The 21715-nt window shown below is 74.7% G+C and carries 10 protein-coding genes and 1 pseudogene; 7 read left to right on the top strand and 4 right to left on the bottom strand.

Translation table 11 applies throughout. The annotated features are described in order from the left end of the window. Positions 1-215: 215 nt before the first annotated feature. The 3 genes from IH54_RS0129845 to IH54_RS0129835 form a co-directional block, all read right to left on the bottom strand. Positions 216-1400 (bottom strand): FAD-dependent oxidoreductase, encoded by a 1185-nt coding sequence (locus IH54_RS0129845; protein WP_031522776.1) that lies wholly within the window; start codon positions 1398-1400, stop codon positions 216-218. Between the two features lie 165 nt (positions 1401-1565). Beyond that, positions 1566-3104: an amino acid adenylation domain-containing protein gene (locus tag IH54_RS0129840; protein ID WP_031522774.1), complete on the bottom strand. Its 1539-nt coding sequence runs from the start codon at positions 3102-3104 to the stop codon at positions 1566-1568. Next, on the bottom strand, positions 3101-5047 hold the full coding sequence (locus IH54_RS0129835) for a type I polyketide synthase (protein ID WP_031522772.1): 1947 nt from the start codon (positions 5045-5047) through the stop codon (positions 3101-3103). The genes IH54_RS0129840 and IH54_RS0129835 overlap by 4 nt, the downstream gene beginning before the upstream one ends. A gap of 695 nt (positions 5048-5742) precedes the next feature. On the opposite strand from IH54_RS0129835, the gene IH54_RS0129830 reads away from it, so the two are divergent. The 6 genes from IH54_RS0129830 (at position 5743) to IH54_RS0129805 (ending at position 12365) form a co-directional block, all read left to right on the top strand. Continuing rightward, positions 5743-6708: a GAF domain-containing protein gene (locus IH54_RS0129830; RefSeq protein ID WP_234344026.1), complete on the top strand. Its 966-nt coding sequence runs from the start codon at positions 5743-5745 to the stop codon at positions 6706-6708. 397 nt (positions 6709-7105) lie between these two features. Continuing rightward, complete coding sequence (locus tag IH54_RS0129825; RefSeq protein ID WP_052398026.1) at positions 7106-7840, top strand: thioesterase II family protein; 735 nt, start codon at positions 7106-7108, stop codon at positions 7838-7840. Between the two features lie 234 nt (positions 7841-8074). Next, entirely contained in the window at positions 8075-9211 is a 1137-nt protein-coding gene (locus tag IH54_RS0129820; RefSeq protein WP_031522767.1) for an acyl-CoA dehydrogenase family protein, read from the top strand. Beyond that, on the top strand, positions 9208-10698 hold the full coding sequence (locus tag IH54_RS0129815; protein ID WP_031522766.1) for an amino acid adenylation domain-containing protein: 1491 nt from the start codon (positions 9208-9210) through the stop codon (positions 10696-10698). Before IH54_RS0129820 ends, IH54_RS0129815 begins: the two co-directional genes overlap by 4 nt. A gap of 42 nt (positions 10699-10740) precedes the next feature. Continuing rightward, positions 10741-11013, top strand: a complete 273-nt coding sequence (locus IH54_RS0129810; protein WP_031522765.1) for an acyl carrier protein — start codon at positions 10741-10743, stop codon at positions 11011-11013. A gap of 5 nt (positions 11014-11018) precedes the next feature. After that, entirely contained in the window at positions 11019-12365 is a 1347-nt protein-coding gene (locus tag IH54_RS0129805; protein ID WP_031522764.1) for an NAD(P)/FAD-dependent oxidoreductase, read from the top strand. An 11-nt stretch (positions 12366-12376) separates the two neighbouring features. On the opposite strand, the gene IH54_RS42025 is transcribed toward IH54_RS0129805, so the two are convergent. Next, positions 12377-13084: a 4'-phosphopantetheinyl transferase family protein gene (locus IH54_RS42025; protein WP_052398025.1), complete on the bottom strand. Its 708-nt coding sequence runs from the start codon at positions 13082-13084 to the stop codon at positions 12377-12379. A gap of 76 nt (positions 13085-13160) precedes the next feature. On the opposite strand from IH54_RS42025, the pseudogene IH54_RS42020 reads away from it, so the two are divergent. Further along, a pseudogene (locus IH54_RS42020) lies at positions 13161-21575 on the top strand (type I polyketide synthase); the annotation flags it as partial. Between the last annotated feature and the right edge of the window lie 140 nt (positions 21576-21715).

Raw genomic sequence — 21715 nt, 5'->3', positions numbered from 1 at the left:
GGGTTATGCAAGAAAAATGCCGATTCTTTTCGGCGCGGCACCTTGACTCACCGTCACCGAAGTGGGCTAACGCGGTGACCCTACCAGGATCATGGCGGAGCGTCAGCGTCTGCCTCTGGCAACTCCCAATGGACCGAAAGCGTCCATCCGGGTGTTCGAACAGGGCGGCAAAGCCCCGTGGCGCCCGCTATGGGCAGCCACAGGGGCCCCACACGTCACAGCAGTGACAGGAGTCTAGGCGTGTACAGGGCGCTCGCGGAGGCGATTCCGGCGACCATGTCGAAGTAGATCGAGGTCAGTTCGGCGTCCGTCTGCACCGCCCGGAGCAGCGACATCCGCTGCTCGTGCGGCGTCAGCTGCGCGACCGCGAGCGTCGCCTCGTACCCGGGGGTGAGAGTTTCATCACGCTCGGACCCGAAGTCCCTTAGTGCCGCGTCGAGTTGGGCCGGATCACCGGTGAGCTTCCCCGACACGTGCCGGACCAGCGCCTCGGCCTGGAGGAAGGCGTCGCTGATGCCACGCGCGGTGATCGAGTCCTTGTGGTGCCCGGCGTCCCCCACCAGCGCCCAGCCGGGCCCGGCCGCCTGCCGGAAGTAGTTCTGCTGGTCCCCGGTGCCGCGCAGCCGCTCGGCCGGCTCCCTACCGCCCAGCCGCTCGTGCAGTGCGGGCGCGGTCGTCCGCACGTGCTCCCGGTAGTGGCGCATCGCGTCGGTGCGGACCTCGGCGAACCGAGGCTGCGGGAAGTAGGCCAGGACGAGCGTGAGCCCGTCGTTGGTGGGGACCGCGGCCGTCCAGCTGCCCGGTGCCTCGTACAGCTCCAGATCGGCCGGCACGCCGGCGAAATAGGTGTAGTAGGCGCAGGTGAGCAGCGGGTCGGAGGCGGTGAAGGGGGCCCCGGCCAGCCGGGCGACCGTCGAGCGCATGCCGTCCGCGCCGATCACCAGCGGGGCGTGCTCGGTGAACGCCCGCTCGCCGTACCGTCCTTCGACGCCGGTCACCCGCCCGGCGGGGTCCCGCAGCAGGCCCGTCACCCGGCAGTCCTCGCGCAGCTCGACGCCCGCGGCGACGGCCGCCCGCGCGAGGATCGCGTCCAGCACGTAGCGGCGCGGGGCGTAGCCGGCCCGCTGGCCCTCCACGCCGCGCGCGCAGCCCTCCAGGTGGATGTCGGCGATCTCGTAGACCACGTTCTCCAGCGGCGGGCAGCCCGTCGCGCGCACCTCGTCCAGCAGCCCCCAGCGGGCCAGCGCGGCGACCCCGGGCTGGTGCAGCAGATGGGTGGACAGGGTGTCGGTGCCGGTCTGCCCCTTGTCGAGCAGCAGCACCCGGTAACCGGCGCGGGCCAGCAGCATGGCGGTGGGTGCGCCGGCACAGCGCGCGCCCACCACGATGGCGTCGAACATGGTGCCTCATCACAGACGTCGGAACGGGGGTCATGGCCTTGCCCGGACTCGGCCCGCCGACGGCACTGTCGGCGGACCCTTCTTCCTGCGACTCTCCTACGGCTTCGCCGCGGATCCCCGGCGGGTCCCCGCGGCCTTCCGACGGCTTCCGCGCCGCCGGGCCGCTCAGCCGGTGCGCGTCAGCGCGGCGCCCAGCGCCCGGCGGTCGATCTTGCCGTTCGTGTTGAGCGGCAGGCTGTCCAGCACCGATATCCGGCGCGGCAGCATGTAGGGCGGCAGCTGGCCGGTGAGCCCTGCGTAGAGCGTGTCGGAGCCCAGCCCCGCGCCCGTGACGGCCGCGTGCAGCTCCGGCTCGCCGTCCTCGGTGGGCAGCGCGAGCACCACGGCCTCGCGCACCCCTGGCTGGCGCCGCAACACCGCCTCCACCTCGCCCAGCTCGATGCGGTGGCCGCGGACCTTCACCTGGTGGTCGACACGGCCGAGGTGGACCAGCACGCCGTCCTGCACCGCGACCCGGTCGCCGGTGCGGTACCAGTGCCGGTCGGTCAGCTCGCCGCCGGTGAAGGGCTCCTGGTCGGGCGTCAGGAAGCGACCGGGGTTGTTGCCGGGGTCCTGGTAGCCGGGGAAGCGCAGGTCGCCGCGCACGCACAGCTCGCCGCTGTCGCCCGGCGAACCGTCCTCGTCGAGCAGCACGAAGTCCAGGTCCCGGTGGATCGTCCCGATCGGCGCCGTGCCGTTCGGGGTCTGCGGCCAGTCGGCGGGGTCGGCGGGCAGCTCGTAGGAGGTGCAGGAGATGGTCAGTTCGGTCGGCCCGTACAGCACCTCGATCCGGCTGGCCGGGGCCGCCGCCTTCCACTCGCGGGCGGCCTCCAGCGGCAGCGCCTCGCCGCCGAAGATGCTCCACCGCAGCGTGGGCATGCTGCCGGGGCCGAGGGTGCCCAGCCGGGAGGCGAAGGTGATGAGCGAGGGCACCGAGAACCAGTGCGTGAGCCGCAGGTTGGCGACGGTCCGCGCGGGCGACAGCAGCTGGCCGCGCGCGGGCACCACGAGCGTGCCGCCGTCCTGCCAGGCGACGAACAGGTCGTGCACGGAGCCGTCGAAGGTCAGCTCGAAGGTCTGCGACAGCCGGCTGCCGGGCCCGATCCCGTACCGCCCGGCGAAGCGGTCGAGGTAGCGGGCGATGTTGCGGTGCAGGATCGGCACGCCCTTGGGAGCGCCCGTCGAGCCCGACGTGTAGATGAGGTACGCCACGTCGTCGGGTCCGGCCGGCAGGGCGGGCAGGTCGGGGGCCGGCTCCTTGGCCAGCACCTCCAGCTCGCCGGGGCCGATCCGGGTCACCGGCACGCCGGGGTCGGTGCCGTCCGCCGAGGGGTCGGCCACCACCACGTCCAGCTCCGCGGCGTTCGCGATCTGCCCCGTCCGCGCCTGCGGGTGCTCAGGGTTGAGCGGTACGACGGTGGCGCCCAGCCGCAGCGCGGCCAGGTACCCGGCGTAGGCGGTCACCGAGCGGCCCGCCAGCAGCCCGATCCGGCGCGGCGCGGTGCCCCCGGCGTGCGCCACCAGGTGCGCGGCGAGCCGTTCGGCCAGGTCGCGCAGCTCGCCGTAGCTCAGCCGGTCCTCGCCCACCTCCAGCGCGGTGACGTCGTATCCGTGCTCCGCCGCGGAGCGGGCGAAGCGGTCGTACGCGGTGTGCTCGCCGATCATCTGGCGCCGGCCTCCAGCCCTCGGGTCCACTGCCGCAGCTCGCCGACGGTGCGCAGGCGGCCGAACTCGTCCGGGTCGACCTCGTGGCTGGAGAGCTTGGACAGCTCCACCAGGATTCGCAGCCGGGCGAGCGAGTCGATGCCGATCTCGTTGAGCGTCGAGCCGTCGTCGAAGACGGTCCTGGCGTGCTCGCGCAGCATCCACGCCGCCAGGTCGCCGCCGCCGCCGTCCGAGGCCTGCTGCTCCCCGGGCCAGTAGCGCCGGGTCTGCCACGGGTAGTGGGGGAGCGGGACGTAGCGGCCCGGCGCGCCGAACACCGCCTCCCAGTCCAGCTCCTCGCCCCAGCGGTAGCGCTCGGCGAGCCCGGACAGCGGCTGGCCGCCCAGCCCCGGCAGGCCGGACAGCGCGGCCGTCATCTGCTCGTGCGTCGACCCGACGACCGCCATCCGGTGCTCCAGGTGCTGGCGCCGGGTGGCGGCGCTGAAGCAGATGTCGCGCAGCGGGTGCCGGGAGCCCTCGCCCCAGGGCGCGAGGTAGTCGGCGTAGGCGCGGGCCAGGGCGGTCAGCGCCTCGGGGCTACGCGCGGAGAGCACCAGGAGGTAGGGCGCTCCGGGCATCGGCTCGGCGGCCGGGGCGGCGGGGTCCGGCTGGCGCAGCACCACATGGGCGTTGAGCGCCGACGAGCCCTGCCCGGAGACGCCGGCGACGGCCGGGCGCCCGCGGTCCGGCAGCTCGCGCAGCGAGACCGGCACCTCCAGCGGCAGGCCCGCCCAGTCGACGCGCGGGTTCGGGGTGCTCATGTTGAGGCTCGCGGGGACCTGGCCGTGCTCCAGGCACAGCACCGCCTTGATGAGCCCGGCCAGGCCGCCGGCCGCCTCGGCGTGCCCGATGTTGGTCTTGAGCGAGCCGACCAGCAGCGGCCGTTCCGCGGGCCGCCCCTCGCCGAGCACCTGGCCCAGCGCGGTCAGCTCCAGCGGGTCGAGGGCGGGCGAGCCGGAGCCGTGCGCCTCGACGAAGTCGACGTCGCAGGGAGCGATCCCGGCGTCCTCGTAGGCCCAGCGCAGCACCGACTGCTGGCCCTCCAGCGAGGGGTTGAGGACGCTGTCGCTGGTGCGGCCGTCGTTGCCGACCGCGCTGCCGCTGATGACGGCGCGGACCCGGTCGCCGTCGGCGATGGCGTCGCCGAGACGCTTGAGGACGACGACCGCGACGGCGTCGCTGGGCGCGTGGCCGTCCGCCCCCGCGTCACCGAACTTGCTGCGGCCGTCCCCTGACATGGCGCCGGCCTGGCTCATCACCAGGCCCTCGTCAGGACGCAGTGCGAGGTTGACCGCGGCGGCGACCGCGAGCGGCGTCTCGCCGGAGCGCAGGCTCTGCACCGCCTGGTGCACGGCCACCAGGGCGGAGGAGCACGCGGTGTCCACCACGACGCTCGGCCCGCGGAAGTCGAAGACATAGCTGAGCCGGGCCGGGAGCAGGGAGCGGAAGTTGTGCAACTGGGCGGCGGTGGCCGCCTCGGGCCCCTGGCGCAGCGCGTTCTCCAGGTAGTCCGCGCGGGCGTTGCCGACGAAGACGCCCGTCCTGGAGCCGGCGAGCAGGTCGGGGCGCTGGCCGGCGTCCTCCAGCGCCTCGTAGGTGGTCATCAGCAACAGGCGCTGCTGCGGGTCGAGTTCGACGGCCTCGGTGGTGGACATGTTGAAGAAGCCGGCGTCGAAGTCGGCGACATCGCCGAGGTAGCCGGCCCGGCGGCTGGCGATCCGCCCGGGCTGCGGAGCCGCCGAGTGCAGTGTGTCGACGTCATAGCGATCGGGAGGTGTCTCGCCGGTGGCGTCCACCTCGTTGCGCAGCAGTGTCCACAGTGCGTCCGTCCCCGTGGCACCCGGGAGGCGGCAGGACATACCGATCACCGCCACGGACCGCGCGTCCACGTCCGACCTGATCATGGGGAAACTCCTTCAATGCTTCGCCACCATCTGTGTGGAGTGGCGGAGTTGACCTTGCCTTATGGCCTCGGAGCGACTGAACGCGGCCTTACCGCCGCCGGGCGGAGGTGACATCGCCGCCCGCCGGCCGGGTTAAGGCCCAGGCGCACGGTGCGGAGTCCGGGGGGACATCGCGTATGTCCAGCTGGCCGAAAAGGTCCTGACCCTGTCTCCGACGGGAGGCCCACAGCTCGGACCACACCTGCCCCACCCCACCGTGCCCTTTCTTGCTGGAACTCGGACATATGGCTCGCGACGGCCTGTGGCGACAGCCGCCTCAGTCCACCCCCGTCGGCGGGTCCGGAACACTGCCTTCCGGCCCCACCGGTGCGCGGTCACCGCATGATTGTCGTACGTAGCCTCGCATCTGCTCGGTTGTCGCTCAAGGAATGGCGGGAAGTGATCGGCGAAGGTTGAAACCTGGAAGTGTCTGGACAGACTCCCGAGTTGGGCATATGCGCCGGGCCGGTACTGCGGGGCATGGTCACCCGAACGGCAGGATCCGGTCACTCTGGGTGCCCGGTACGGTCGACTGGGGCACGTGATGCGGACAATATCGGAAGGGGTGATCCGTCGGCGCGGCTCTTCTGATTTGATCTGGTGCCATGGATCCCTTGTCCTCCGATCAGGCCCGACTCGCGGGCGAGCAGCGGAAGTTGAGACTGCAGATTCTCGGCCTAAACACCGTCGACGCGGAGGCCACCTTCGACCGCGTCGCCAGGCTGGCGGCAACCTTCACGCAGTCACCTCTTGCCATGGTCAACTTCATCAACGACGAACAGCAGATGTTCCGCGGGATGTACGTCCCCAACGGTGACGACGAGACCCCTGGCCAGGGCGGCATCGTCTTCGATCTGAGCAACATGGCGCGGGAGGCCCCCGGCGACTACGGATTCTGCCCCCACGTGGTGGCGCAGGGTTCCCAGCTCGCCCTCGAAGACGTCTTCGACTACCCGCGGTTCAAGGGCAACCCGCTGGTCAACGACATGGGCGTGCGCTCCTACCTGGGCACCCCGCTGGTCGACAACACCGGCATGATCCTCGGCACCGTCTGCGTCGCCGACACCAAGCCGCGCGCGTGGGACCGCAAGCTGCGCGCGGGCATGCAGGAGCTGTCCGAGACGCTGCTGTCGGAGTTCAAGCTGCGCGACAGCCTGCTGGCGCAGCAGCAGGAGCTCTTCGCGGTCTTCGACGGCGCGCCCTTCCCGATCATGCTCACCGAGGGCGCCGAGCACCTGCTGCGCTACGCCAACGGCCGGCAGGGCGCCGCCTTCGGCATGGTCCCGCAGTTCAGCCCCGGCCGGCAGGTGCTGCCCGGCCTGGACTCCGTCGGCGTCTTCAACGCGATGGACGAGGCCTTCCGCTCCGGCGCGCCCACGATGATCAACCAGGCGTCCGTCATGACGTACGACGACCCGGCGCCGCAGAACTTCAACTTCCTCTGCACGCCGGTGCGGACGTCCCCCGGCGCGTCCATCAGCGGGGTGCTGACGGTCGCCATGAACACCACCGGGCAGGCGCACGCCGGCCCCGAGCAGCAGGCCTTCGCGGCCAACGTGCAGGAGCGCTTCGAGCGGCTGGGTGCCGGCGGTCTGCCGGGCGCCCCCAGCTACGGCCTCTGAGCCGGCGCCGTACCGCGCAGCACGCAGCGGGCGCGGCCGCGTCACCACGTGACGCGGCCGCGGGTCCCGCCCGGCCGGGGACGACATTCCGGCCAATTCACTTGCCCGCCGCAACCGTCGGCGCCCGAAGCCGTCCGTGACCACCTGCCGGACCGGGGCGCCGGGACGCGTCCGCGCGCATTTCGCCGTTCCGGCCATTCGCCCGTCCCGCCCGCGGAAGTATCCGCCGCCGTGCCGTGGAATTCCGACGGTAGGGAGCGGCACCGGACCCCGGCAATGCGGGGCCGGGAAAATAGGGGCCGGATAGGGGTCCGCCGCATTAATACGGCGGGGATAGGGTCTCAGGCGGGCCGGAGAACCGGCTGCTTTCGGTGACGCGCGGAAAAGGGTGAGGGCAGTGACAGATATCGACAGCGGCAGCTGGGTCCGCGTCTACCGCCGACCGGCCGGGGGGCCGCGGCTGTTCTGCTTCCCGCACGCGGGCGGGGCCGCCAGCTACTTCTACCCCTGGTCGCGGTCGCTGCGCGACGTCGAGGTGCTGGCCGTCCAGTACCCGGGACGGCAGGACCGCGGCGCCGAGCCGTTCATCCGCAGCATCCCCGAGCTGGCCGACCGCATCCACGAGGCCCTGGCGTCGCAGCTCGACGAGCCGTACGCGTTCTTCGGACACAGCATGGGCGCGATCCTCGCCTACGAGGTGGCCTGCCGGATCGCCCGGGAAGGGCAGCCGGGCCCGGTGCACCTGTTCGCCTCCGGCCAGCGGGCGCCCTCCCGGGTCAAGGAGGAGGAGCTGCACCAGGCGACCACGGAGGAGCTGGTCGCGGAGATGCGCACGCTGGGCGGCACCGACCCGCGCGTCCTGGCCGACCCGCATCTGCTGGAGCTGGTGCTGCCGATCATCCGCGCCGACTACGCCGCCATCGAGAGCTACCGCCACGCCGGCGCCCCGCTGCTGGACTGCGCCGTCACCGCGCTCATCGGCGACGCCGACCCGAACGTCTCCCTGGACGAGGCCCAGTCCTGGGCCGACCACACCCGGGGCCGCTTCGCCCTGCGCGCCTTCCCCGGCGGCCACTTCTACCTGGAGGACTGCCAGGCCGGGGTGTTCGACGTGATCTCGACGGCGCTCTGACCCGGCGGGACGCTACGGCCGTTATTCCGCAACGGCCACCCCTACCGTACCCCTAGCGCCCCCCTTCCCCTTTAAGGGTCGGGTAAGGGTTGGGATTCCTGTCACCGGAAACTAGCGTTACCGGGTGTGTCGGACCAGAAATATCCAGTCGCGGCACCTTCATTTTCTGGGCCCGGCAATCGAGGTGGGATTGAATTGGCAGCGATTGAATACGCACCGGAAAAAGCCTGACCGATGGACTTCGAGCTGTCACCGACTCAGATCGAGCGCCGCGCCGCCGTCACCGCCGCCGTCGCCAAGCGGCTGGCCGCGCACCGGACGACCACGGACCCGGAACTGGTCCGCCTGGCGTGGAAGAACATCGCCGGCAGCGGCCTGACCGGGCTGTGCCTGCCCGAGGAGTACGGCGGGTCGGGCCTCGGCGCGCTGGACACCGCGCTGGCCCTGGAGGCGTTCGGCGCGGCCTGCTCCGACACCGGTCTGGTCTTCGGCATCGCCGCGCACCTGCTGTCCTGCGCCGTGCCCGTGGGGGAGTTCGGCGCCGAGGGCGCCCGGGAACTGCTCGCGGGGATGGCGTCGGGCGACGTCATCGCCGGCAACGCCATGACCGAGGACGAGGCGGGCTCCGACGTCGGCCGCATCCGGACCACCGCGACACGCACCGAGGGCGGCTACGTGCTCGACGGGGAGAAGTCCTTCGTCAGCAACGCGCCCGTCGCGGACGTCTTCGTCACCTACGCGGTCACCGACCCGGCGGCGGGCTTCCTGGGCATCTCCGCCTTCGCCGTACCGCGCGCCCTCGACGGCATCACCGTCGGGGAGCCGCTGCCGAAGATGGGGCTCGACGGCTGCCTCGCCGCGCGGGTGCGCTTCGACGGCTGCGTGGTCCCGGACCGCTACCTGCTCGGGGCCGAGGGCAGCGGCGGGGCGATCTTCCAGCACTCCATGGCGTGGGAGCGCGGCTGCCTGTTCGCCGCGTACCTCGGCCTGATGGAGCACCAGCTCGCCGAGTGCGTACGGCACACCACCGAGCGGCGGCAGTTCGGGCGGAAGATCGCCGGCTTCCAGGCCGTCTCGCACCGCGTCGCCCGGATGCGGCTGCGGCTGGAGAGCGCGCGGCTGCTGCTCTACCGCGCCTGCTGGCTGCTCGACGCGGGCCGCACCGACGTCACCGCCATCGCCATGGCGAAGACCGCCGTGTCCGAGGCCGCGGTCGCCAACAGCCTGGACGCGGTGCAGCTGTTCGGCTCGTCCGGCTACGTGGCCGGCGCCGGGATCGACCAGCAGCTGCGCGACTGCCTGCCCACCACGATCTTCTCCGGGACGACCGAGATCCAGCTCGAACTCATCGCGAGGGAGACCGGGTTGTGACCCTCCACCAGCTCGTCGTCGACGCCGCCGCCCGCCGCCCCGACGCCCTGGCCGTGACCGGCCCGGACGGCGGCCTGACCTACGCCGAACTCGACGCCGCCGCCGACGCCGTGGCCGCCCGGCTGGTCCGGCTGGGCGTCCGGCGCGGCGACCGGGTGGTGCTGTGGGCGGCCAAGAGCCCCGCGGTGGTCGCCGCGATGCAGGCGGTGCTGCGGCTCGGCGCCGCGTACGTGCCCGTCGACGGCAGCAGCCCCGTGCACCGCGTCGCCACCATCGCCCGGGACTGCGCGGCACGCGCCGTCATGACGACCGGCGACCGGATACCCCGGATCTCGGCCGATCTGGAGCCGGGCGTCGCGTGCGCCGACCTCGACGACGACACGGCGCCGCTCGACCCCGCGCCCCCCGTCAACACCGCGACGGAGCCCGGCGACCTGGCGTACATCCTCTACACCTCCGGCTCCACCGGCACCCCCAAGGGCGTGTGCCTGACGCACCGCAACGCGCTGGCGTTCGTCAACTGGGCGCACGAGGTCCTGGAGCCGGACGGCGAGGACCGGTTCGCCAACCACGCCCCCTTCGCCTTCGACCTGTCGGTGCTCGACCTCTACGTCGCCTTCCGGGCCGGCGCCTCGGTCCACCTCGTCCCGCCGGAGCTGTCCTTCGCCCCGGCCCAGCTCGTCGAGTACCTGCACACCCAGGCCATCACCGTCTGGTACTCCGTGCCGTCCGCCCTCGCGGTGATGATGCGGTACGGCGGGCTGCTCGACCGCCCGGCCCCCGAGGCGCTCCACACCGTGCTCTTCGCGGGCGAGCCCTTCCCGATCGGCCCGCTGCGAGACCTGGCCGGCTGGACCGGCGCGCGGCTGATGAACCTCTACGGTCCGACCGAGACCAACGTGTGCACCTTCCACGAGGTCACCAAGGCCGACCTGGACCGCGACCGGCCCGTCCCGATCGGCATCCCCGCGAGCGGCGACCGGGTCTGGGCGGTGCGTGACGACGGCGGCACGGCCGGCGTCGGCGAGGAGGGCGAGCTCGTCGTGGACGGGCCCACCGTGATGGCCGGCTACTGGGGCCACCCCCCGCAGCACGGCACCTACCGCACCGGCGACCTGGTCCGGATCCTGCCCGGCGGCGAGTTCGACTACGTCGGGCGGCGCGACCACATGGTCAAGATCCGCGGCCACCGCGTCGAGCTGGGCGAGGTCGAGGCGGTGCTGGAGAACCACCCGGACGTCGCCGAGGCCGCCGCGGTCGCGGTCGGCGAGGGCGTCGACACCCGGCTCGTCGTCTTCGCGGCCCCGCGGCCCGGCAGCGAGCTGGGCGCCCTGGCCCTGCGCCGACACCTCTCCCAGCACCTGCCGCGCTACATGGTCGCGGACGAGGTGCGGATCCTGACGCCGCTGCCCAGGAACGGCAACGGCAAGATCGACCGCCCGGCGCTGGCGACACGCGCCGGACGGCCGGAGGCGAAGAACCCATGAACCCGAGCACGACGACCACCTCCCGGCGGAAGGGACCCCGCAATGACACCCGATGAGGTCAAGCAGCGCATCACGGCCTTCATCAGCGAGACCTTTCTCGACGGCGACCCGAAGGGCGAGCTGACCGAGTCCACCCCGCTCCTGGAGTGGGAGGTCCTCAACTCGATGAACAGCGCGCTCCTGCTGAACTTCCTGCGTGAAGAGCTGCGCGTGGACGTACCGCTGTCGTCGATCAACGCGGCGAACTTCCGGGACATCGCCGCCATCACCAAGCTCGTGTCCGGCCTGCTGCCCCTCCCGACGGAAGGTGTCTGAGAACCATGAGTACCGACTACGACGTCGTGATCGTCGGCGGAGGCCCCGCCGGTTCCAGCGCCGCCTCCTACCTCGCCAAGGCCGGGATGTCGGTCGCGGTCTTCGAGGGCGCCAACTTCCCCCGCCCGCACGTGGGCGAGTCGCTCGTCCCGGCCACCACCCGGGTGCTGCTGGAGACCGGCGCGATGCCGAAGATCGAGGCGGCCGGCTTCCCGCGCAAGTACGGCGCCGCGTGGACGTCCTCCATGCCGCGCAACGTCAGCGGCAGCGCGACGACCACCTTCACCCATGAACTGGGCACCGCCGACATCCTGTTCAGCGAGCGCGACCAGGACGGCGTGGACCGCGACTACACCTTCCACGTCGACCGCAGCAAGTTCGACCTCATCCTGCTCAAGCACGCCGAGAGCCTGGGCGCCAAGGTCTTCCAGGGCGTCCGCGCGATGCGGGTGGACTTCGGCGACCCCGACCAGGTCGCGCTGACCGTCAAGATGGGCCCCAAGGAGATCGACGTCACCGCGAAGATGGTGATCGACGCCTCCGGCCGGCAGACCATGCTCGGCCGCCAGCTCGGCCTCAAGGAGCCCGACCCGGTCTTCGACCAGTACGCCATCCACGGCTGGTTCGAGGGCCTGGACCGCGCGGCGGTCGCCAACAGCCCCGAGAAGGTCGACTACATCTACATCCACTTCCTGCCGATCAGCGACACCTGGGTCTGGCAGATCCCCATCACCGACACCGTCACCAGCATCGGCGTCGTGACGCAGAAGGCCCAGTTCACCAAGGCGAACACGGACCGCGAGAAGTTCTTCTGGAGCTTCCTGGAGAGCCGTCCGGACCTCTACGAGGCGCTGCAGAAGACCACCCAGGTCAAGGACTTCACGGTCGAGGGCGACTACAGCTACTCGATGACCGAGCTCGTCGGCGACCGCTTCGTGCTGCTCGGCGACGCCGCGCGGTTCGTCGACCCGATCTTCTCCAGCGGCGTCAGCGTCGCCCTCAACAGCGCCCGGCTGGCCTGCGCCGACATCGTCAAGGCCAACGAGACCGGCGACTTCTCCAAGGCGGCCTTCGCCGGGTACGAGAAGAAGATCCGCAGCGGGGTGCGCAACTGGTACCAGTTCATCTCGGTCTACTACCGGCTGAACATCCTCTTCACCACCTTCGTGGCCGACCCCCGCTACCGGCTGGACGTCGTCCGGCTGCTGCAGGGCGACGTCTACGACGGCGACGAGCCCGAGGTGCTGCGCGTCATGCGGGAGACGGTGCTCGCCGTCGAGAACGACCCGACGCACCTGTGGCACTCCTACCTGGGCACCCTGCGCGCCCCGGTGCTCGCGCCCTCGGTGTAGGCGCCGCCCCCTCAGCCCCGCGGCCCCACCGCGCCCCCGCCGGGGGGCCGGCCCGGGTCCGCGGGGAGCGCCAGCGTGCGGGCCACCGCCCGCACGCCCGGCGCCCGGACCGCGACCGAGGCGAGCACGTCGTCCGGCGCGGGCAGATCGGCCAGCGACCACGCGGAGAGGTCACCGCACCCCTCGGGAAGGGACACCACAGCGCCATGGGCCGTCGTGACGATGCCGCGCAGATGGGTGGCCAGCCCGCTGCCGAGGGCCTTGGCGACCGCCTCCTTGCGCGTCCAGAAGCGGAGCACCTGCGCGTCCCGCCGCTCCTCCGGCAGCTCGTCGACGGCCCTGCGCTCGCTGTCGGCGAGCGCGGTGCGGGCGAGCGCGCCGCGGTCCGGCAGCGGCCGCAGCCGCTCGACGTCCACGCCGACCGGGCCGTCCCACGCCAGCGCCGCCGCGACCACGCCGCCGGCGTGGCTGAGGCTCACGTGCAGGCCGCCGGGGCCGACGACCAGCGGGCGCCCCCGTGCGTCGCGCTCCCAGGCCTGCTGCTCCGGCGGACATGACGTGTACGCCGCGACGAGCTGCCGGCCGACCCGATGCGCGGCGGCGCGCGTCCCGCGGTAGTCCGCGGCGCGCCCCTGCAATCCGTCCGGCCTGCCGGGCGGCTCGCCCGCCGCCACCCAGACGACGACGTAGCCGGACCCCGCGAGGTGCGGCTCACCCATCGGTCGCCCCCTTCGGTATCCCCCGGGGATCCGATGCCGAATTGCGGATGATCATTGTAGAGCAAGGAATTCTTCAATGGCTGAACGACCGCTGACGAGCCCGACCCCTCCGCAGGCCGAACCGATCGCCGTCGTCGGCATCGGCTGCCGCTACCCCGGCGGAGTCCGCGACTTCGACTCCTTCGGCGCCACGCTGAGATCCGCGGCCCCCGTCTTCACCGAGGTCCCCGCGACCCGCTGGAGCCGCGAGGCCGCCCACCAGGACGAGACCGCCACCCACCGGGGCGGCTTCCTCGACGACATCGACCGCTTCGACGCCGCCTGGTTCGGGATCTCGCCCCGCGAGGCGGGCGCGATGGACCCCCAGCAGCGGCTGCTGCTCGAAGTGGCGTGGGAGGCGATGAGCGACTCCGGGCGCCCCGCCGACGCCTGGCGCGGCACCCGCACGGGCGCGTACTTCGGCCTGTTCGCCCACGACTACGCGACGCTGCACAGCAAGACGCTCGGCGTCCAGGGCATCAGCCCGCACTACGGCAGCGGCAACGAGTTCAGCTTCGCGGCCGGCCGGCTCGCGTACACCTTCGACCTGCGCGGGCCGATGGCCTCGCTCAGCGTCGCGTGCTCCTCCTCGCTGCTGGCGGTGCACCTGGCGGGCCAGAGCCTGCGCTCCGGCGAGACCGACGTCGTGCTGGCCGGCGGCGTCAACCTCATGATGTCGCCCGAGCTGACCGTCTTCATGAACCGCATCGGCGCGATCTCGCCGACCGGCCGCTGCCGCCCCTTCGCGGCCGACGCCGACGGCATCCTGCGCTCCGAGGGCTGCGGCGTCGTCGTCCTCAAGCGGCTGTCCGACGCGCTCGCCGACAACGACCGCGTCTACGCCGTCATCCGCTCCTCCGCCGCCAACCACGACGGCCGCAGCCTCGGCATCACCGCCCCCAACGGCGCAGCCCAGGCCGAGCTGCTGCGCTCCGCCCTCGGCACCGCCGGGCTCGCCGCGTCCGACCTCGACTACGTGGAGGCGCACGGCACCGGCACCCCGCTCGGCGACCAGGTCGAGCTGATGGCGCTGAACGAGGTCTACGGCCGTGAGCGCGCGGCCGGGCTGCGGCCCCTCTACGTCGGCTCCAACAAGGGCGTCTTCGGGCACACCGACGGCGCCGCGGGCGTCGCGGGCCTGCTCAAGGGCCTGTGGGTGATCGGCTCCCAGGAGGTGCCCGCCCAGCCCGACCCCGGCCGGCTCACCTCCGCGGTGCCGTGGGACCGCGGCGCGATGGCGGTGCCCGTCAGCCCCGTCGACCTCGCGGAGACCGGCCGCCCGCTGCGGGTCGGCGTCAGCTCGTCCGGGCTGAGCGGCACCAACGTGCACGTCATCGCCGAGGGCGTCGCCCCCGCCGCCGCACCGCCCGCCGCCCCGGTGGGCCCGTACGTCCTGCTCGCCTCCGCCTTCCACGAGGAGGGCCTGGCCGGGCAGCTCGCCGGGATGCGCGAGCGGCTCGCCGCGGACGGCGACCGGCCCGGCGACCTGCTCGCCTCCGCCGCCACCCGGCGCACCCACGAGCGGCACCGCTTCGCCGCCGTCGCCGCGAGCCCGCAGGAGCTGGCGGCGGCACTGGCCGACACCGACGCGGACGGCGAGGTCGCGGACGGCGCGTGCACCGGCACCGCCGACCCCGAGAACGCCCCCGAGCCGGTCTTCGTCTACTCCGGCCAGGGCGCCCAGTGGGCGGGCATGGCCGCCGACCTGTACGAGACCTCACCCGTCGTGCGGGACGTCCTCGACGAGTACGACGCGCTGATCCGGCAGGACCTGCCCTGGTCGCTCGTCGAGGAGCTGCGGCGCTCCGAGGGCGGCCGGCTCGACCGCACCGACTACGCCCAGCCCGCACTGCTGGCCGTCCAGTCGGCGGTGACGGAGTGGCTCGCCTCCGCCGGGATCCGGCCCGCGGCCGTGCTCGGCCACAGCGTCGGGGAGATCGCCGCCGCGCACGCCGCGGGCGCGCTCACCCGCGGCGAGGCCGTCACGCTCGCCGTCCGGCGCGGGCAGATCCTCCAGGAGACCGCGGGCCGCGGCGCGATGCTCGCCGTGCGCGCCGACCGCGAGACGGCCGAGGCGCTGCTCGCCGACGCCGGGCCCCAGGTCGTGGTCGCCGCCGTCAACGGGCCCGCGGCGGTCGTCCTCAGCGGACCCGCGGACGCGGTCGAGCGGGCCGCGGCCGCCGCCGAGGCGCGCGGCATCCGATGTAAGAGGCTGGCCGGCGACTACGCCTTCCACAGCCCGGTGGTCGCCGACTGCGGCCCCCTGCTGCGGGAGGCGCTCGCCGGTCTGGCCCCCGCGACGCCCGCGGTACGGCTGCTCTCCAGCGTGCTGCCCGGCGAGGCCGGCGTCACCTTCGACGCCGCCTACTGGGAGCGCAACCTCACCGACGCCGTGCTGCTGTGGCCCGCGGTCGACGCGCTGCTCGCCGAGGGCGAGCGGGCCCTCGTCGAGATCGGCCCGCACCCCACCCTGACCCGGCAGCTCACCGACGCCGTACGGCACCGCGGCCGGCGCGGCCCGGTCACCGCGACCCTGCGCCGCGGCGAGGACGGGCTCCTCGCACTTCACCGCACCGCCGCCCGGCTCCACGTCGGCGGCGTCGAGGTCGACTGGACCCGGCTGACCGGCACCCCCGCCCGCTACCGCGCCCTCCCCACCCCCTCCTGGGGCGGCGCCCGCCACTGGCTCCCGGGCGTCGAGCCCGGCGACCAGGGCGGGGCGGCTGCCGCGGCGGCCCCTGCGCAGGTGCGGCTGAGCCTGCTGGACGACGCCGGGCGCGTCATCGGCGAGATGCTGGCCCACCCTGCGAACGGCTCCGCCCCGGCGGCGATTACGGCTCCGGCGAACGGGCACCTCACGCACACCGGAGCCCAGCTGAACGGCGCGGGCGCCGCGAACGGCGGGATCCACGCGAACGGGTCGGGCCCGGCCACCGGGTCGGGCTCGGCCAATGGCGCGGGCGCCGCCAACGGCGCGGGCCGCGCGAACGGCCCCGCCGCGGCCAACGGCGCCCCCGCGACCGGCGGGCGGGCGCGCGGGAACGGCGGGATGCTGCGCCGCGTCGAGGAGCACGTCGCCGCGGTGCTCGGCCTCGCCGAAGGGCAGAAGCCCGCCCGCCGCCGCGGACTGTTCGACCAGGGCCTGGACTCGCTCACCGCCGTCGAGCTGCGCGACCGGCTCGCCGCCGACTTCGGCGTGGAGCTGGCCACCACGATCGTCTTCGAGCAGCCGACCGTCGAGGCGCTGGCGGCCTACCTGGCCGAAGCCGCCCCGCAGGACGGCCCCGCGGGCAGCGCCGCCCCGGCGGCACCCGGCGCGGACGGCGCGGAGGCGGAGGACGACGCCGTCGCCGTCGTCGGCATGGCGTGCCGGCTGCCCGGCGCGAATTCGCCCGAGCAGTTCTGGGCGATGCTCACCGAGGGCCGCGACGCCGTACGCGACCTGCCCGCCGCCCGGCGCGCCGACCCGATGTGGGACGAGGTCGCGCCCGGCGTGCCGCTGCGCGGCGGCTTCCTCGACGACGTCACCGGCTTCGACGCGCCGTTCTTCCGCGTCTCGCCGCGCGAGGCGAAGGCGCTCGACCCGCAGCACCGGCTGCTGCTGGAGGTCGCGTGGGAGGCGATGGAGGACGCGGGCACGCCGCCCGCCGCGCAGGCGGGCAAGGACGTCGGCGTGTACTTCGGCCTCAACACCGCGGACTACCAGCAGCTGCTGACCCGCGACATGGCCGACGTCGACCACTTCTACGGCACCGGCACGACCTTCGCCGCATCCGTGGGCCGGCTGTCGTACTTCCTCGGGCTGAACGGCCCGAGCATCGCCGTGGACACCGCGTGCTCGTCCTCGCTGACCGCCGTGCACCTGGCCTGCCAGGGCCTGCGCGAGGGCGACTGCGAGGTCGCGGTCGTCGGCGGCGCCAACGTCATCGCCGCCCCCACCGTGTCCGTGTCCATGGCGGGCGCGGGCGCGCTGGCCCCGGACGGGCGCTGCAAGACCTTCGACGAGGCCGCGGACGGCTACGGCCGCGGCGAGGGCGCGGCCGCCCTCGTCCTCAAGCCGCTGTCCGCCGCCCGGCGCGACGGCGACCGCGTCTACGCCGTGATCCGCGGCTCTGCCGTCAACCAGGACGGCGCCAGCGGCGGCATGACCGTGCCCAACGCCTCCGCGCAGGTCGCCGTCATCCGGCGCGCGGTGCAGGCCGCGGGCTGGGCGCCGCGCGACGTCGACTACGTCGAGGCGCACGGCACCGGCACCCCGCTGGGCGACCCGATCGAGGTGCGCGCGCTCGCCGAGGCGCTCGGCTCCGGGCGCGCCGCGGACGAGAACCTGCTGATCGGCGCGGCCAAGGCCAGCGTCGGCCACCTGGAGGCGGCCGCCGGTGTCACCGGCCTGCTCAAGGTCGTCCTCGCCGTGCACCGCGGCGAGTTGCCGCCGCAGCCGCTCAACCGGCCCTCCTCGCACATCGACTGGGACACCCTCCCGGTCTCCGTCGTGACCTCGCGCCGCGCCTGGCCCGAGCGCGGCCACCCGCGGCGCGCGGGCGTGAGCGCCTTCGGCTTCACCGGCAGCAACGCGCACGTCGTCGTCGAGCAGCCCCCCGCGGCGCCCGCGCCCGCCCCGCTGCCGCCGCGCCGTGCCCCGTACGTCCTGATGGTCACCGCGGCGGCCGAACCCGCGCTGCGGCAGGCCGCCGGGCGCCTCGCCGCCCGGCTGCGCGCGGCCCCGGCGGAGGTGGACGACATCGTCCACACCGCCGCCTACCGCCGCTCCTGGCTCGGCCACCGGCTCGCCGTCACCGGCCAGGACGCCGGGGCGCTGGCCGCCGCCCTGGAGGTCGCCGCCCGCGGCGGCAGCACGCCCGCGGTGCGGACCGCCCAGGTGCCCGAGGGCGTGGAGCGCGCCACCGGCTTCCTCTACGGGGCCGAGCCGCCGTCCGGGCCCTTGCGCGAGCAGCTCGCCGCGATACCGGAGTACGCCGACGCGCTGCGCGCCTGCGTCGAGCGGCTGGCCGCGCTGACCGGCGCGGATGTCGACCCGTTCGGCGAGCCGCCCGCCGCGCTGCCGGCCGCGTACCTGCTGTGCCACCACGTCGCCGCCGCCCGGCTGTGGACCTCCGTCGGGCTCGCGCCGGACGCCGTGACCGGCCAGGGCGCGGGCGAGCTGGGCGCCGCCTGGGCCGCGGGCCGGCTCGACCTCGACGACGCGCTGCGGCTGGGCGCGGGCCAGGAGTCCGGCGCCGCGCTGCGCCCCGCCGCCGTCCCCGAACTCCCCGCGGACGGCGCGGAGCCCGCCGCCAAGCCCGGCGACCTCGCCGCCCGCGCCCGCCGCGGGGCGGCCTCGGAGCTGTCCGCGACCCTCGCGGCGGACCTGGCGGCGGAGGGCGTGGACGTCCTCGTCGACGTGCTGCCGCGCGACCTGCCGGAGGAGCTGGCCGCGCTCGGCGCGCCGGACACGGACGCCGGAGACCCGCTGGAGCGGCTCGCGGCGACGGCCGCCGCACTCCTCGTGGCCGGGGCCGTGCCCGCGCCGGTGAAGTCCGCGCGCCCGCCGGTGAGCCTGCCCGCGTACCCGTGGCAGCACCAGCGCCACTGGTACCGCGAGGCTGCCGAACTCCCCGCCGACGGGACGCGGATCCCGTGGGTGCTGTCCGCCGCGAGCGCGACCGGCCTGCGGGCCCGCGCCGCCGCACTGTCGGAGACCGCGGCGACCCCCGGGACCGACGTGTCGGCGGTGGGCGCGGCGCTGGCGGAGGCTGCGGCGTCCGGGTCCGGTGCGGCGGCGGGCGCAGGCGCGTCCGCAATCGGTGCGGCGGCGGAGGTCGGCGTGTCCGGGTCCGGTGCGGCGCCGGGCGCCACCGTGCCCCGGACGGGCTCGAAGCCGGAGGCCGCCGTGCCTGGGGCCGGTGCGCCGGTGGATGTCGCCGGGCCGGGGACCGGTGCGGTGCCGGGGGCTGCTGGGTCGGGGGCTGATGCGGCGGAGGTTGCCGTGCCTGGGGCCGGTGCGTCCGCGGACGTCGCCGAGCCGGGGGCCGGTGCGGCGCCGGAGGGCGCCGGATCCGGCGGCCCCGGGGTGGGCCTCGCCGGTGCGCCGGCCGGTGGCGGCGCGCACCGCGCGGTCGTGCTGGCCGCCGACGCCAAGGGTTTCGGCGACGCGCTCGCCGCCCTCGTCGAGGGCCGTACCGCCGCCCCGCTCCACCAGGGCTCGGCGGGAAGCGCGAAGATCGCCCTGGTCTTCCCCGGCCAGGGCGCCCAGTGGCCCGGCATGGCGCGCGAACTCATGGCCGCGGAGCCCGCGTTCGCCGCGCAGATGCGCGAGTGCGCCGACGCGCTGGCCGAGTTCACCGACTGGTCGCTCGCCGACGTCGTCGCCGGCGAACCCGGCGCCGCCCCGCTCGACCGGGTGGACGTCGTGCAGCCCACCCTCTTCGCCGTGATGGTCTCGCTCGCCGCGCTCTGGCGCGCCTACGGCGTCGAACCCGCCGCCGTCGTCGGCCACTCGCAGGGCGAGATCGCCGCAGCGTACGTCGCGGGCGCGCTGTCGCTGCGGGACGCCGCCCGGGTGGTGGCACTGCGGAGCGCCGAACTGGCGCAGATGTCGGGGCAGGGCGGCATGGCCTCGGTCGCGCTCGGCGAGGACGCCGTCACCGCGATCCTGGAGCGCTTCGCCGGCCGGCTGTCGGTCGCCGCGATCAACGGCCCGGCCAGCACCGTGGTCGCGGGCGACGTGGACGCGCTGGAGGAGATGGCCGGCGTGTGCGAGCGCGGCGGCATCCGCTTCCGCCGGGTCGACGTCGACTACGCCTCGCACTCGCCCCACGTGGAGCAGATCCGCGACCGGCTCGCCGAGGTCCTCGCGGGCATCACGCCCCGCCCGGCGACCGTGCCGTTCTACTCCTCCGCGACCGGCGGGCTGCTCGACACCGCCGAACTCGGCGCGGACTACTGGTACTACAGCCTCCGCGAGCGCGTCCGCTTCGAGGAGGCGGTCGGCGCGCTGCTCGCCGACGGGCACACCCTGCTCGTCGAGGCCAGCCCGCACCCGGTCCTGACCCCCGCGGTCGAGGAGACCGCCGAGCAGGCGGGCGGCGGCGCCCGCGCCCTCGGCACGCTGCGCCGCGACGACGGCGGCACCACCCGCTTCCACACGGCCCTCGCCGACGCCTACGCGCTGGGCGCCCCCGTCGACTGGCGGCCCGCCTTCGCCGGGCGCGAGCCGGAGCCGACGGACATCCCGGACCTCGCGGGCCGCGAACTCGACGCCTGGCGCTACCGCGTCGACTGGCAGCCCGCCGAGGCACCCGCCGCCACCCCGCCCACCGGCCGCTGGCTGGTCCTGGTCCCCGCCGAGGGGGAGGGGCAGGCCCTCGCGAGGGCCGCGGCCGAGGCCGTTGCCGCGGGCGGCGCCGACGTCGTACCGCTCGCGGCGGACGCGGCGCGCGACGGGCGTGAGCAGCTGGCCGAACTGCTGCGCGGCGCGGGCGCGGCGCAGGCCGCGGGCGTGCTGTCGCTGCTCGCGCTGGACGGCCGCCCGCACGGCGACTTCGCCGACGTGCCCGCCGGGACCGCCGCGACGCTGGCCCTCGTGCAGGCGCTCGGCGACGCCGCCGCCGACGTGCCCCTGTGGTGCGTGACCGCCGGTGCGGTGAGCGCCGAGGGCGGCGACCTGACCGCGCCCGAGCAGGCCCAGGTCTGGGGCATGGCCCGGGTCGCGGGCCTGGAGGCCCCGCAGCGCTGGGGCGGCCTGGTCGACCTGCCCGCCGCGCCCGGCGCGGAGCACCTCGCCGTGCTGTGCGCGGTGCTGGGCGGCGGCCTGGGCGCCGAGGACCACGTGGCCGTACGCGACAGCGGTGTGCTCGTCCGCCGCCTGGTCCGCGACCCGGTGGCCGAGCGCCCCGCCCCGCGCACCTGGCGGCCCGAGGGCAGCGTCCTCGTCACCGGGGGCACCGGCCGGCTCGGCCGCAGGCTGGCGCGCTGGCTCGCGGCCTCCGGCGCCGAGCACGTGATCCTGGCGAGCCTGCGCGGACCGGACGCGCCGGGCGCGGCCGAACTGGAGGCCGAACTCGTCCGCGCCGGGGCCTCGGTGACGCTCACCGCCGCCGACGTGGCCGACCCGGCCGCGACGGCCGCCCTGCTGGACGCGGCCCGCGCCGCCGGGCGCCCGGTGCGCACCGTGCTGCACGCGGCCGTCGTCCCCGAACCCGGCCCGCTGGCGGGCACGTCCCTCGCCCGGCTCGCGGGCACGCTGCGGGCCAAGGCGACCGGCGCGCGCGTGCTCGACGAGCTGCTGGACGGCGAGCACGGCGCGGAGGTGGACGCCTTCGTGCTGTTCTCCTCCGTCGCGGGGGTGTGGGGCGCCGCCGAGAACGGCGCCTTCGCCGCCGCCGACGGCTACCTCGACGCCCTCGCCGCGCGGCGCCGCGCCCGCGGCCGGGCCGGTACGGCAGTCGCCTGGAGCTTCTGGAACGCCTTCGGCGACGACGCCGGGGACGCCGAGGTGCAGGAGATGTTCACCAGCCAGTCCGAGCGCCAGGGCCTGCCGCTGCTGGACCCGGCGCAGGCGCTGGCGGCGCTGCGGCAGGTGCTCGACCGGGA

Source organism: Streptomyces sp. NRRL F-5123, from assembly GCF_000721495.1.
Taxonomy (GTDB): domain Bacteria; phylum Actinomycetota; class Actinomycetes; order Streptomycetales; family Streptomycetaceae; genus Actinacidiphila.
Note: the sequence above shows the minus strand (reverse complement) of the source record. Positions and strands in the feature narration are given on the sequence as shown.